The 13,436-nt window shown below is 55.5% G+C and carries 13 protein-coding genes; 4 read left to right on the top strand and 9 right to left on the bottom strand.

The window, feature by feature from the left end; translation table 11 throughout:
• Positions 1-295: 295 nt before the first annotated feature.
• From B9A24_RS01165 to B9A24_RS01130, 8 genes are all read right to left on the bottom strand, one after another.
• The gene (locus B9A24_RS01165; RefSeq protein WP_084443302.1) at positions 296-1,741 is read right to left on the bottom strand and encodes an RNA-binding domain-containing protein; all 1,446 of its coding nucleotides are present in this window, start codon (positions 1,739-1,741) and stop codon (positions 296-298) included.
• A 4-nt stretch (positions 1,742-1,745) separates the two neighbouring features.
• On the bottom strand, positions 1,746-2,357 hold the full coding sequence (locus B9A24_RS01160) for a DUF4062 domain-containing protein (protein WP_084443301.1): 612 nt from the start codon (positions 2,355-2,357) through the stop codon (positions 1,746-1,748).
• Between the two features lie 877 nt (positions 2,358-3,234).
• Positions 3,235-3,903: a hypothetical protein gene (locus tag B9A24_RS01155; protein ID WP_084443300.1), complete on the bottom strand. Its 669-nt coding sequence runs from the start codon at positions 3,901-3,903 to the stop codon at positions 3,235-3,237.
• 45 nt (positions 3,904-3,948) lie between these two features.
• The gene (locus B9A24_RS01150; RefSeq protein WP_084443299.1) at positions 3,949-4,539 is read right to left on the bottom strand and encodes a recombinase family protein; all 591 of its coding nucleotides are present in this window, start codon (positions 4,537-4,539) and stop codon (positions 3,949-3,951) included.
• 180 nt (positions 4,540-4,719) lie between these two features.
• A complete protein-coding gene (locus tag B9A24_RS01145) occupies positions 4,720-6,186 on the bottom strand; it encodes a Fic family protein (protein WP_084443298.1) in 1,467 nt (488 codons plus the stop codon).
• Positions 6,187-6,808: 622 nt separating this feature from the next.
• Positions 6,809-6,988 carry a hypothetical protein gene (locus tag B9A24_RS01135; protein WP_084443296.1) on the bottom strand — a complete coding sequence of 60 codons (180 nt, stop codon included), beginning with the start codon at positions 6,986-6,988 and terminating at the stop codon, positions 6,809-6,811.
• A complete protein-coding gene (locus B9A24_RS21925) occupies positions 6,985-7,122 on the bottom strand; it encodes a hypothetical protein (protein ID WP_159451903.1) in 138 nt (45 codons plus the stop codon). Before B9A24_RS21925 ends, B9A24_RS01135 begins: the two co-directional genes overlap by 4 nt.
• On the bottom strand, positions 7,085-7,297 hold the full coding sequence (locus tag B9A24_RS01130) for a hypothetical protein (protein ID WP_084443295.1): 213 nt from the start codon (positions 7,295-7,297) through the stop codon (positions 7,085-7,087). Before B9A24_RS01130 ends, B9A24_RS21925 begins: the two co-directional genes overlap by 38 nt.
• A 1,154-nt stretch (positions 7,298-8,451) precedes the next feature.
• On the opposite strand from B9A24_RS01130, the gene B9A24_RS01125 reads away from it, so the two are divergent.
• On the top strand, positions 8,452-10,317 hold the full coding sequence (locus B9A24_RS01125; protein ID WP_084443294.1) for a S9 family peptidase: 1,866 nt from the start codon (positions 8,452-8,454) through the stop codon (positions 10,315-10,317).
• Between the two features lie 253 nt (positions 10,318-10,570).
• On the top strand, positions 10,571-11,236 hold the full coding sequence (locus B9A24_RS01120; RefSeq protein WP_084443293.1) for a recombinase family protein: 666 nt from the start codon (positions 10,571-10,573) through the stop codon (positions 11,234-11,236).
• Between the two features lie 136 nt (positions 11,237-11,372).
• Here B9A24_RS01120 and B9A24_RS23150 read toward each other — a convergent pair whose 3' ends face one another.
• Positions 11,373-11,546: a helix-turn-helix domain-containing protein gene (locus B9A24_RS23150; RefSeq protein ID WP_394334631.1), complete on the bottom strand. Its 174-nt coding sequence runs from the start codon at positions 11,544-11,546 to the stop codon at positions 11,373-11,375.
• A 365-nt stretch (positions 11,547-11,911) separates the two neighbouring features.
• Here B9A24_RS23150 and B9A24_RS22210 point away from each other — a divergent pair, with 365 nt between their 5' ends.
• Together B9A24_RS22210 and B9A24_RS22205 are read left to right on the top strand one after the other, a co-directional pair.
• Positions 11,912-12,319 carry a DUF1016 N-terminal domain-containing protein gene (locus tag B9A24_RS22210; RefSeq protein WP_200813841.1) on the top strand — a complete coding sequence of 136 codons (408 nt, stop codon included), beginning with the start codon at positions 11,912-11,914 and terminating at the stop codon, positions 12,317-12,319.
• Between the two features lie 9 nt (positions 12,320-12,328).
• Positions 12,329-12,961, top strand: coding sequence for a DUF1016 domain-containing protein (locus B9A24_RS22205; RefSeq protein ID WP_200813840.1), 633 nt, complete (start codon positions 12,329-12,331; stop codon positions 12,959-12,961).
• Positions 12,962-13,436: the final 475 nt, after the last annotated feature.

Below are 13,436 nucleotides of genomic sequence, written 5' to 3'. Positions count from 1 at the left end.
AAGGTTTGAATGAGTACTTGGACGCTCAAGGCATTCCTCATCCGCCTCTCCCAGATAAAGAGTAATACCTATTCATGCACAGAGAAAAAAAAGCCCGAGTACCGACTGGGGCTTTTCTTTGCTAGTTACCGAGACTAGTAGCGTTGAGCCTCTCGGTCAATTTCTCGCTTTACTCGATCGTATTCAGTCTGCAGGTCTTTGACATCAATTGAGCGTTCCTTTTCTTCCACCTGCATCATCTCTCCACCTCCAGCCTTCAGTAAAGATTCTCTTGGTGAAGTCGCGATCCAGATTGTCAACTGATTAGTCTTTCGGTTCTAACATAGTACGTACTTTGGCCACTGCCGCGGCGCTCTATCATTCTGGCTTTTAGCATCTGTGCCAAGTCTGCCCGGCCTTGTCGCTCTGACACTTGGCTGGCCGCCCGCTCTTGATAGATGGAGCTAGTAAACGACTCGCCCGGCTTTAATGTGGCCAAGAAGGTTAGTGCTCGCGGAACTAGCCCTGCTACTGTAGTCGCCGTCGCGCCAATGGACACAGCTGACTTTGGTAATCGCAGTGTGAGTTGCACCCCACCAGCCCGCTCTTCCCACTCCGGGTCGGGCATCCCTAGAGCACGGCACGCTTCCAGAATGCGCCGCCCGCCAATTCCTAGTCGCTCAGCTAAGCCCCGCAACAAGAGTACCTGAGCCAAGTCAGGGTTGCGGGGGTGCGAGATGCCTCCTTCTCGTAGGCTGGTCAGCGTGACACCTTCTGGAAGCGCGCCCGAGTTCCATATTTCCAGCCGGTTGGGATAGATGGTGAGGCTGATGCCACCATCAATGCGAGAATAGTCCCGGTGCATCAGTGCATTCACCAATCCCTCCCGCAGTGCTGGCAATGGATATGTCGCCTGATCCTTGCGCGTCAACTCGTCGGTGCCGCCTAGCGAGGAAGTTAGCGCTAGGTTTGTATGCAGAAACCCAATGAGCTGAGCCAGTAGAGCGAAGGTATGACCGCTGAAGGTTTTGTTGTCCAGCATTTCTTCGCGGGTGAGGTCAGCATAATGTACCGCCCGTGCGCGAGTTTGAGGTAGGAAGCGGCTTGCGTCTTTGGCAAACAGTACTACAGCGGCATTGGTAAGGGCGCCGCCCCGTATAAGGTACAGGCTATCCAGCAGGGCCCCGGTTTGAGTGGGCAGCTCCGTAAACCGATACTGGTTGGCTTGCTTAACGGTCCGTAATAATTCCTCTTGGTCTAGGTCTTCCGGCGCGCAGCTAATGTTGGGCCGGGCTTCCCAGCGCGGAATGTTGGTCAACCGATTTACCAACGCTACTACGTCCTCGCTGCGTGCCTTGCGGGTGACGTCACCTGCGCGCACGTAAATGACATCGGCCGCCGTATAAGGGCCGTCGGCCCCAGGCGCTACCTCTAGCAGCAACAGGCGGCGGTCTTCGTCTGTTACTACGTTTACCGTGCAGATTACCGGGGGTTGCAGCCGCTCAAACAGAGCGTGCTGCAACTGGGCCATTAGCTTATCAGCCTGCGGCACGCCATGCGGCCGGCCCCGTTCGTCAACACCTACTAGAATGCGGCCGCCCTCGCCGTTGGCGAAGGCGCAAACCGTTCGCAGGATGTGCTCAACATTGTACCGGTTGATAAATTCCAGCGTCTGCCCCTCACGCTGCTTCAGTAGCTTTAGGTCATCCAGCGGCCTATATGATGCAGGGTTGGTATTCTGATTTTTAGTCATCGTGGACATACGGTTAGACTTTTTGGCTGGCAATTAATTCTTGCAGGCGTTGTGGGTCCCGAAACTGCGCCTGCAAAAAAATGAGTGCGTCGTTGTCGTCAGCGTATTTCTGCACCCAGTTGCCAGTACGCTCTTCTAAGGGGACATCTTCGCGCAGCATCTCACGGTACATGCCTAACACTCGCAGGTCGCTCAGCACAGGGTTAGTTTTGGGCCAGAGGATGGGTTCTAAAGATCCATCTCCAGTTAGTCGGAACGGCCCTTCCCCTTCAGGGAGTAGAAAAGGTTTAAGTATCTGCCGGGCCAGTTCCACGTGCTCGTGCACCAGGCAGAATCGTACCTTGTTCAATTCCAGAGCCCGCCTCATCTCTTGGTGAGTGATGCTGGGTTCACCGCCTATTTTGCCGCTGCCATAGCGTCCGTTGATAATACCAATGAACACGTCACAGTTATCTACGGCTTCTAGGCAGTCGGTGAAGGTCAGTGCAGTCGAGCGGATGGGGATGGTTCCCTTGTGCGACATCCATACCTCATAATTTACGCTTAATGTGGCAAATATCCTGTTGAGCAATTGCTCGTTGCCATACACCGATGAACTGACCATCACCCGTAATTGCTGCGCCATAGACGGTAAAGCTATACAATTTTAATCGTCTATTTCACTTCCGGAAGCTTCCGGAAGCTTCCGGAAGTGTATGCATATTTTTTACTTAAAAATGAGCGTGCCAGACATCTTCGCGGCTAGCAACACGTACACTGATTCCATTAAGCGCGTAACTTCGGCAGGGGAGAGCCATGGTGAGCGATGCAGTCGCGGGAGGGAGATAAACCTTTGAGGAACGCCGTGCAGTTTGGTTGTGCTAAGAGTTGCTGCGGTGTTTATTGCGTACTGACGCTACGCCTTAAGAAAGGGAGCCTTGCAACAGAATTTCCCAAAGTTGCCATTGCCTTGGTTACACCTGTCATGGTTACCCCTGCTGCTATGACCCCACCACGCTAGTATCAGCTATCGATCTACTAGCTACCATCGGCAATCGAATCCTGCTGCGAGAAACACTAATGTGGATTATCGCTATTCTGAAGGCAGCGCTTACACAACATGCTGCTATTAATGCTTCCGAATGCCATTCAAACTGTGGAGTCGTTATATCAGCACCATGTAGTATGTACAAAAGACCGATGTACGCACCTACCTCCTCGACTGAGCAAGTGCGCTAGGCAGCCGCCAGCAATGAGAAAGGTACCACACAAATTATCTACTAGATCATAGTCTGCACCCAGAGCACCTAGATGCGTAAGGACTTCAGTTTGTTCCGTATGAAGCTGTACCTATGATTGGTAGGATCATATTTACTAGCCTTAATTGCCACGAAAGGTTTCTCTCCAGAGCTTAGATGAGTTATATAGCCAAACGCTGATGAGATGCTTTGTGGAAATATTTGTATTGAAAGAAAATTATAGTTGGTGTGCTAGTTTTCTATGTCTTTCGATAAATATGTAAGCTAGAATTTTGTTGAAATTGTTGAGTTTCTATACTCTTCAAGGAAAGAAGGTACGTCATGGATTATGACAATAAGCTTACCGTGTGTTGCTATCAGTTGATTAATTATTTTGTTTAGTTGCTCATAATTAGCCTTGCCTAGAAGTGCAAGCTTTCTATCATCTATTGCGGCAATTCTATTACTATCCTCCTCTAAACGCATAGCCTCTCTCAGAATTTCAACGCAAAAATTGTGTATATCCATGAAGGGCATCCCATATTCTTTGCCCATCCACTGTGTCTGGTTTAGCATCATTAATCGCATTTTATCTAACATAGCCTTAAGTCTTTCTCCACTAGCACAAAATCTATAAAATCTTTCGTTGTCAGTCTCATCAATTACTGTTTCACTTATTTCTACAATGAACTGTTCTGCTTCTTCCCATGCAGTGAATCGTTTAGCAATTATTCTTTTGTAAAAATCATGAGTATATTCCTTATCCTTAAGCTCTTGCGCTGCCTGCTTTGCTAGCCCAGCCACCTTTTCCGCCGTTTTGGAAGAGGTTATTGTCGCATAAATAGAGGCAGCCAGACTTAACACTGCTGCCACCAATGTGCCATATACGGCAGGAAGCACTGCATCAGTAATGGCTATTGTCTTAGTGACTTGCAGTAGTAGATTAAAAAGCATAAAGTTGAAAAGTATGGGTGCGTCAACGAAGTAAGCTTCCTTCTTTTATTCTTCTCTGGGGATAGATCTGGTCGTGACCCCAAGTAAATCTAAGTACCGATAGACGGTGGAGCGTCCAATGCCCAACAGCTGGCCGATCTCCTCGGCCGTTTTGTCTTTTTGTAGATACAACGTTTTGACGGCCTCCGCTTTTCGTTGGGCTTCTTTGCTTAGCCCGGGGGGCCTTCCCCCCTGCCGGCCCCGGGCCCGCGCCGCGGCCAGCCCGGCCTGAGTGCGTTCGCGAATCAGATCGCGCTCAAACTCGGCGAGCGAGGCAAACAGATTAAACATCAGGCGTCCTTGGGCCGTGGTCGTGTCCAGATGATCCTGCAAACTCACAAACTGAATCTGCTTTTCCTGGAAGCCAAGCACGAGCTCCACCAGGTGTTTCAGGGAGCGCCCCAACCGGTCGAGTTTCCAGACCACCACCGTATCGCCCGGTTGGACTTGGTCGAGCAACTCCCGTAGGGCGGGACGCTCCTTTAGGGCCGACGCCTTTTCCTTCACCACCTCCTGACAGCCATAGGCCCGCAGGGCATCGAGCTGTAAATGCAATTGTTGTTCCTGGGTCGATACCCGAGCATAGCCCCAAATCATACGCTTGTCTCAATAAGTCAGTAACCTCAAAGATAGTGGCACATTGATTCCTGAGACAACAATGATAGACTTTTATTCGGCCTTCTTTCTATTGGCACTTGCGAACGCTTTAGTCGGCGGTGTGTCCCACAATACGGTCCAATAAATAGACGGACGAGACAGACTCGGTACTAAGGTTTGCTACCACACCATCTCCTCCTGGGCTTCGTCAAATGCCTGAACTTTGGTTAGCTGCTCCTTCAGGAGAGCGTAAGAGCCCGGCCGCAATTCAGCCGTAAAAGCTTGGGCCCGGTCGAGCATGCGCAGGTACAGCCCCGGGTCTCGCTGTCGACTAAGCCGGCGCAGGGCCCGCAGGTAGTCCTGGCGGTAGCTGGTGGTAATGATGATGCGGCTGAGGCCCCCACGCACGAGCTCGGCATTGGCCATGATGCGGGCCAGGCGGCCGTTGCCGTCGTCAAAGGGATGCACTTCGCTGACGACAAACATCATCATGGCCGCCCGGGCCAGCGGGTGCTCCAAGGCTTGGTAGCAGGCAAAGCCCTGGTGTAGGGTGCCGCGCACTAATTCGGGCTCCACGAAGTTGGTATTGCCGGCCTGGTTGGCACGCTCCTTCCACTGGCCGGGGCGCTGGTCGGGCCGCTCGCGCAGCAGCGCGGCGTGCCGGCGCTGCAGTAGGGCCAGCAGCTCGTCGGCCGTCGTGGGCACAACCCGCATTTCGGCGGGGTTGCTCACCAGGTAGTAGGTGCTCAGCACATCGTGCGAATCCGCGTGCCGGCCGGCCACCGGCGCCTGGCCCACGACCATGTTGTGGGCCTCGTCTACCTCGAAGACGGTGCCTTCAATGAAGTTGGAGAAGTACGCCTCGAAGAAGGCCAGTTCATAGTAGGCCGGCGGCTGGGGGGCCGGGTCGAGGCGGTTGGGCAGCGGGGCCTGGCGCAGGGCCGTGAGCAGGGTGGTAAACAGCGCGGCCCGGTCGGGGTCGTAGGGCAGGCCCAGCACCCGGGCCCGGGCGACCGGCGAGGTCAGCAGCTTGCTGGGCGCCGTCGTCAGCAGCGCGGCCATGACTTGGTTAAGGCGGCTGAACTCGGCTTCCCAGCCCAACTGCCCGGCCAGGGCGCGGGCCTGGTCGCGCAGCTGGTTGAGTCCCTCTTCGCCGCGCACGCGCAGCAAACGCTCCAGGTACTCTTCCACCGCCGCCACGGGCAGGGTCTTGCTAATGCCCCCGCGGGTGCGCCCCGGCTGAAAGTTTTCGAGCAGGGCCCGGGTCTCGGAAGCAAAATACAGGGTGCTGCTCCCAAAGGGCCGGTCCAGTTCCTGCGGCCCCGGCCCGGGAACCAGGTGCACGGTGAGGCCCGGCAGGGTTACCTTTTTAGCGTACTTATAAGTCAGGAAAATGTCCCCTGCGGGGGTAGGCTGCGCGGCCAGGCCGGAGCGGTGGCTGATCACGGCTTGGGGATAGAGGTGGCCGAGCAGCGGCAGCCAGTGTCGGCGCACTAGTAGGGCCGGGTCCGTGGTCAGGTCGGAGGTATACACCCGGGGCAGGAGCTCCCGCAGTTCCCCGGCTCGGCGGGCCTGCTGAATGCGCCGGCTGACGGCTTTATCGGAAGTGGCAAAGACCAATAAGGGCCAGGGGCTCTTTTTTTCCATTACGACGGCTAGGCGGGCAAACGAAGGGAAATTTATTGTTGTTAGAAGCTAAAATTGGCGAATAATTTCCAATAATAAGTAAAGTGAAGCTTTTGAACACAGCATCAAAGCTTAACGATAGCACTAGGGAACCTAGTAGGAGACAGGGGAGCAATCCTTAGTATAAGGTGCTGGACATTTTCGCGGGGTGGCGCAGAAGGAAAGGCCGGTGTGGCGCGGCAAACGCCCGTGCCTAACCCCGAAAATATGGAAAATCTACTATGTAATAAGATGCCCTTTTAAAGCGTATTGGCTAACTTTCCGCCTTCAACTGACATGCGGCGCTGGCCCAAACGCTGGTGGCCCGCGGCCAGCCCACACACTGGTTTCCGCTGGGTGAGTTCTGGGGGCTGAGCCTGGCCAGCATCTATGGGGCCTTGTTCATCCTCTGGCAGGCCCTGCGTTACGCTATGGCGCGCCAGCCTGCTCATGGCAGGCATCCAACCAGCCATGAGCAGGCTGGGCTACCAAGCCTTTTTGCTCCACTACCCCCAACCCCACCATAAAGGAGTCATACTAGCCTACGGCTATCGGCTTTTGTTTAGAATAGCATTCCTTGTGCTCTACCGCAAGCCGCAAATCTTCAAAAAAAGTCCTCCAAGATTTTGGTCGCCTTGACCTTGTCGGTTCTGAGCTGGTAAGTGAAATTAAACAACTGGTCTAGGTGCTGGGCATCGCCGAGGATGGTGTCCTCCAGCTGGGGCTGGGTGATGCCCAGCGCGTCCAAGTGCTGCCGGGCGGCGAAGGCGCGGGCATCTTTCACGGATGCTCGAAGGGAAGGGGCAACTGCTGGGGCTGCTGGCGGGCAATGTTGAAGCGTACGGCGTCGTACGCCCTTCCCTTCTTAACCAGCGTGTAGTCAATCTTGAGGTCGGTGTGCTCGCTGACCTGGCGCACAGCAGTCGAGTACCCGGGCTTTGAACTGGCTGATGTTCTGAAACAGCTCTGGGTCCGGGTCCTTGCCCTTGGGGTTCTTCAGGTGCAGCATCTGCTTGAACTCGTCCCGCGGGTAGGTGCGCTTGGACGGCTTATCCTTCCACTGGCTCAGCAGCAGGGGGAGGTGAAGTTTCACAAAAACTACTGAACTAATTACACGTGATTTTTCGCATATAAAAGATTGTTTTATGCCCCTATAAAACTCTGATTATTAGTAATTTGTGGATCATATAAATCAAACATGTAATAAAAGAACGCACAAATGTTATGAATACGCTCTGCAAAAAATGCTTTTAGGATAATGGTTCAACTCTAGGCGGCGGGGCATACAAAAAGCAACAAAAAAGAAGCAAAGAATAAGGATTGCACTTTCCCAAGCAGTATTTTTACTTCAGTCGTTTAAAACCACGTTTTATAAGTTACATTAGGTACTGCAGCGTCTCAGAGAATCAGCTGCCGCCGGACACTTTTTGTCTTCCTAGCGGCCTTTTCTCGACGATCAAACGCTCATAATAGCATTCTACTAAAACTGTATTACCACGTTTTATAAGTCACCGCTGATACTCCAGCCCCTAACTAGCACGTTTTATAAGCGAAATCACGAACTGCAAACGCAGTAAAATGCTTCTCATGCCCAGTCCGGGCCGTTAAGCAACTTCCAGGATAAAGTCAGCGGGGACGCCCAGCCCGCCGGCCCCTTGCTGCTGATTAGCCGGGTGGAGCATCAGCTGCTGCTGGCGCAGATCAAGACGCTGCAGCAGCAGGTGGCCGATAAGGAGCGCCTCATTCAGTTGCTGGAGCGGCAGGCAACCCAGTAAGTACTCCCTTTATTGTGGTCTATGCTCCGACTGTTACCCTTTTTAGCCCTGTGCTATCTTTTGTTTATCCCCGCCTCTACCAAGCAGGACGTGGGGTTCTCGTTACAACGGGGCGAGAAATGACGGTAGGGGTCCCGTTATCTCACGAGGCAGCCACAAGGGGACTCATTGCTTCGTGCGGTGGTACTAAAAGGCCCGTAACCGGGTAGCAAAGCCCTGCTTTTAGCTGGCCACCGCTTGCCCCGTAAAACGAGGAGTTTCGTGGCCGCCACTACGGCTACTTGGCCCGTCGCGCAAGGGACCTCAAGCCGGGGTAAACAGTCCCCGCAGGGCGTCCAGTTACTCCCCGTTTCCTTTTCGCTACGCGGGCTGATTTTCCTGGCTGATAAAAGGGTAGCTTACCGGAGCAACGCGCAGGCAGTACCTGCTTGTTGCGCGTCGGTTTCCATCCCTTCTCCTAACCCCAACCACTATGACCACCCACGCTTGGCACCACCTGACCCTCGTCTTGCTCGTGCTGTGCGGCGCGGTCCCGAGTTATGCGCAGCCTACTCCAGCGAAGTTACGAGCGGACATCGTGGCGATGGCTAGCATGGGATATTGCCGCGCGGGGGGCTATTTGGCCAATGGGAACGAGGTGGTGTTTATCTCGAACCGGAGCGGATCACCCCAGGTATGGAAAGTCCCGGCGGCGGGCGGCAAGCCGGTGCAACTAACGGCGCTCCCGGATCCAGTCACGGCCCTGGTCCCCTCGCCGAAACGGGACCAGATTGCCTTTCAGGTAGCCCCGGGGGGCGGATTGAATGCCCAGCTCTACGTGATGAAGGGCGACGGCAGCGGGGTGAAGCAGATAACCAAAGGCGGCAAGACCAACAACTTTCTGGGGACTTGGAGCAAGGATGGCACCCTGCTCAGTTTTGGCTCCAATGACCAAAACCCCACCGGGGTGGACTTCTTTCTCTATGACGTGCGCAAGGGCACCGCCGCCTTAGCTATCCAGAATAAAGGAACCGGGGGGATCGCGGACTTTTCCCGCGATAATAAGCAGGTGTTGGTCACCCGGCTGGCCAGTCGGGGCAGCAATGACTTATCCCTGTACACGGTAGCGACCAAAGCAGAAAAACTCCTCACCCCGCACGAGGGTCCTGGCACCTTCTTTGGCAAAATTGCCCCGTCCGGGGAAGTGTACTTAGGCTTTAATAAGGACCGTGATTTACTGGCTTTTGGTCAAAGCAGCCCCAACGGCCTGCAGCTGCTGGCGGAACGGAAAGACGCCGAATTAGCCGACTTCACGCTAAACCATGCCGGCACCACCGCCGTGCTGGTCTGGAATGAGAGTGGGCGCAGCAAGCTGACTTTGTATGATCTGAAAGCCAAAAAGGAATCCCGCCAGCTGTCCTTACCGGTCGAATTGGTGGCGGGCGTCGCCTTTTCCCCCACTGATCAAACCCTCGTGTTTACCGGCTCAGGTTCTAAGGAACCGGCCAATATCTGGGTGTATGCCGTGGGCAGCAATCACTTCCAGAAGATCACCGACAGTCCCCACCCCGGCGTGAGCTTAGCCACGCTCGTGGCCCCGGAGCTGGTGTCGTTTCCCTCCTTTGATGGGGTGCCCCTCAGTGGCTGGCTCTATAAACCCAAGACCGGCAAGGGGCCTTTTCCCACCGTCATCAGCTACCACGGCGGCCCCGAAGGCCAGTCGGTCCCCAGCCTCAATCCGACGGCCCAGGCCCTGGTACAACAGGGTGTGGCCTTTTTCCTGCCCAATGTGCGCGGCTCCTCCGGCTTTGGCAAGACGTTTTTGAACCTGGACAACGGCGCGCTGCGGGTGAATGGGGTCAAAGATATCAAGGCCGTTTCCGAATATCTGCTCCAGGCTGGCATTGCCAAGCCAGGGGCCTTAGGTATCATGGGGGGCTCGTACGGGGGCTACATGGTCATGGCGGGGGTCACCCATTACCCGGACATGTTTGCCGCCGGGGCCAACTTATTCGGGGTGGTCAACTTTGAAACCTTCTTTCAGCACACCGAACCCTGGATGGCCGCCATTTCCACGGTGGAGTACGGGGACCCCGTCACGCAGGGGGCCATGCTGCGGGAGCTGTCGCCGATTCACCAAGCCGACCGGATCAAAACCCCCTTGCTCGTGGAGCACGGGGCCAATGACACGAATGTGCCGGTGGTGGAAGCCGAACAGGTGGTGGCGGCGCTCCAGAAGAACAACGTCCCGGTGCAGTACACCCTGTTCCCGGATGAAGGGCACGGCTGGCAAAAGACCACAAACCGCATCACCTCCACGGTAGAAATTGTCGAATGGTTTACCACTCGGCTCAAATGAGGGGTACTGGTCGTGGCGGGCTCAGTAGTCATCGTCCTTACCCAAGGCGGCCGTGTCCCCGGCGGGTGTCAGTAGAGGATAAGGGAGGGTCCCAGGAGTAGGTAGCCCGGGAGCGAGGGGCCAGCGAGGCGAAGGCCGCTGCGGGGTGAGCTACCTCCTGGACCGACGCGAAGGGATAAGTTTCATTCTAAGAACGAACGTCTTTAAGATGTAACTACGCTAACTTGCGGGAGATTTTACCTCTTATCCCCCCATGGACTACGTGTTGTATTTGCGGGCTTCCACCTTACGCCAAGGCGTCAGTGGGCTCGGGCTCGAAGGGCAGCGACTGATTGCCCACCGCTTTTTGCAGGAGGGGGACCGGATGGTGTCCGAGTACATTGAGGTTGAGAGTGGGCGCAAGAACAACCGGCCCGAGATGGCCAAGGCCATCGTCGAGGCGCGGACCGTAGGGGCAGTACTCTTGGTGGCCGAGATGTCGCGGCTGGCGCGCAGCGTGTACTTCACTTCCAAGCTCATGGAGGAAAAGGTGCGCTTCAAGGCGTGTGACATCCCCCACGCTGACGAGTTTACCATCAACATCCTGGCGGCGGTGGCCCAGAAGGCGGCGAAGGATATCTCGGATAGTACGAAGCGCGGATTGGCGGCCAAGAAGGCCCGGGGCTTTACGCTGGGCAATCCGGAGAACTTTACCGATGCCTCCCGGGCATTGGGGCGGGCGGTGGTCCAGCAGAATGCGGTGGCGGCCGTGGCCAATAAGCAGGCGCGGCGGTTGGCTTCCTTACTGCGACGCGATGGGCTGACGCTGGAAGCCATTGCTACTGAACTTAACTCCCACGGGTATCGCACCCGGCGGGGGAGGGAGTTTCACAAAACCTCCGTCCTACGGCTGCTGCAGGTAACGCCCGCTACGACCTAACTGAAAAATGGTGCCTAGCTGAACCCCTTGTGAACCCTTACCCCTACGATTTAAGGTAGCCAAAAACGGCCTCCTTAACTCGTTTAGGCAGCTGTTGAGGTATGGGCGGACTCTACCGCCAGCCCGTATGAACCCTTTATGAACCCTTCAGCACGTACTCCGTGCCAACACCGGTCGTGCCTGATTTTTGGACGAAACCCAGCCGATCCAGCTCCTTCAGGAAGCGGGTCGCCGTAGACTTGCTCACGTCCACGAGCTGCTGTACGGCCGAATTGGTAACGGCCCCCGAAGCTTGGACAGCGAGGACAATGGTAACTAACTCTGCGCGCAGGCCCTGCTAACGCAAGGCCGCTTCCGTATACTTGAAAAACTCGACCGACCATACAGCCCCCGGCCTCCAAGGCGTAACGCGGCATTGGCGTACCGCTTGGGCGGCGGTAAGGTATAGCTGTAAGCGCATTGCTGGTGCTAACAATCTTAGGATAACTGCCGACGCCAAATCGATTTTACTTATCGGTATAACCTAATACATCAGGGAATAGATATTCTCTCCCGGCGGTTTATGCTAGTTTTGGTAGCTGACCCGCCCTGCCCTGCCGTTTGGCCTTTCACCGCCCAGTAGGACTACCGCGTTCGGTATCTGGTAAACGTTTCTTCCTCGTTTCTATTCGTTCCATGTCCATATCCCTTCCTTCCGACTACCAGCAGCTGTTAACCGACATCAAAGAGCGGGTGCGGCGGGCGCAGTACCAGGCGCTCCGTCAGGTGAATCAACAACAGATTGCCCTGTACTGGGAGCTCGGCCAGCTCATTGTGGAAAAGCAGCAGCAGCACCAGTGGGGCAAGCGCATCGTCGAGACGCTGGCCCAGGACCTGCAGCAGGAATTTGTGGGCCTGCGGGGGTTCTCGGCCGCCAACTTGTGGCGCATGCGCACCTTCTACCTCGTCCGCCACGGGGCGGAGGAAGTTCTCGCACAGGCCGTGCGAGAACTTGGCTGGGGCCACAACATCACGCTTCTCGAGCAGTGTCAGGAGCCCGCTGAGCGCTTGTTTTGCGCCGTGCAGGCCCGCCGCCACGGCTAGACCCGCCACGTGCTCCGCCACCACATCAGCACCCGCGCGTACCACAAGACCCTGCACGCCCAGCATAACTTCGAGACGACGCTTCCTGCTGCCCAGCTGCCCGCCGCCACGCTCGCCCTGAAGGATGAGTACACCTTCAATTTCCTGGAACTGACGCAGGAACACTTGGAATATGAGTTGGAGCAGACTCTGCTGGGCAACGTGCGGCGCTTTCTGCAGGAGATGGGCGGCGACTTCACCTTCGTCGGCAACCAGTACCGGCTCGAACTGGCAGGTAATGAGTATTTCATCGACTTGCTCCTCTACCACCGGGGGGTGCAGTGCCTGGTTGCCGTGGAGTTGAAGATCACCGAGTTCCGGCCCGAGTATGCGGGCAAGATGAACTTCTACCTGTCGCTGCTGAATCAACACGTGCGCAAAGCGCACGAGCAACCGAGCATGGGCATCATTATCTGCCAGAGCAAACAACGCACAGTGGTTGAGTTTGCCCTGCGCGACGTGAACAAACCGATTGGCGTGGCCACCTACACCCTCACCGATACACTGCCGATGGAACTCCGCCCGTTCTTTCCTAGCAACGAAGAGCTGGTGCGTCGCCTGGATGCGGTTACGGCTGCCCTGCAAGATTCGCTGCCTAAATAGAGGGCCCGCGCATCTAGACGCAGTCGGTATGCTCTGCTTACCTCTACCTAAGAATGTAATGGTCTGTCCCAGAAAGTCAGCGTAAGCAGGTATGTTAAATCATTAATTTATTAGACGACCTGTTGAGCGTTTCACTCGGGTTGTTTCATCTGTTTAAGAGGTAACTAAATTAAACGCCGTTTTATCTACGAAAACGCTCGTGGCTGTTGCAGAACACCTGGATGCGCTCCCCTTTAGGCAACAGTGTGCCTTGACTCGTCCCCAATAGCTCATGTATCCGCCTTTCTGGCGCTCAGGCGCGGGCCTTCCGGTTTCGGAATTCGCTAGGCGGGGGTTCTGCAACAGCCACGGCCGTTTTCGTACCCCCTGCCTGGTGTTCAAGGCGAAGCTATCGGAAACTACTAATGAAGGCAAACAGGAGAGATAGCAAGCTGCGTCTTGCTCAAAAAAGTACTGTTAGTCAGCGTTGTATATG

The sequence above is a fragment of the Hymenobacter roseosalivarius DSM 11622 genome (genome assembly GCF_900176135.1).
GTDB lineage: Bacteria > Bacteroidota > Bacteroidia > Cytophagales > Hymenobacteraceae > Hymenobacter > Hymenobacter roseosalivarius.
This window is presented reverse-complemented; position numbering and strand designations above follow the sequence as displayed.

Bases quoted from the DNA above. Each gene is read 5' to 3' on its own strand.
- B9A24_RS01165 (WP_084443302.1), bottom strand. From the start codon at position 1,741: ATGTCCACGATGACTAAAAATCAGAATACCAACCCTGCATCATATAGG.
- B9A24_RS01160 (WP_084443301.1), bottom strand. From the start codon at position 2,357: ATGGCGCAGCAATTACGGGTGATGGTCAGTTCATCGGTGTATGGCAAC.
- B9A24_RS01155 (WP_084443300.1), bottom strand. From the start codon at position 3,903: ATGCTTTTTAATCTACTACTGCAAGTCACTAAGACAATAGCCATTACT.
- B9A24_RS01150 (WP_084443299.1), bottom strand. From the start codon at position 4,539: ATGATTTGGGGCTATGCTCGGGTATCGACCCAGGAACAACAATTGCAT.
- B9A24_RS01145 (WP_084443298.1), bottom strand. From the start codon at position 6,186: ATGGAAAAAAAGAGCCCCTGGCCCTTATTGGTCTTTGCCACTTCCGAT.
- B9A24_RS01125 (WP_084443294.1), top strand. From the start codon at position 8,452: ATGACCACCCACGCTTGGCACCACCTGACCCTCGTCTTGCTCGTGCTG.
- B9A24_RS01120 (WP_084443293.1), top strand. From the start codon at position 10,571: ATGGACTACGTGTTGTATTTGCGGGCTTCCACCTTACGCCAAGGCGTC.
- B9A24_RS22210 (WP_200813841.1), top strand. From the start codon at position 11,912: ATGTCCATATCCCTTCCTTCCGACTACCAGCAGCTGTTAACCGACATC.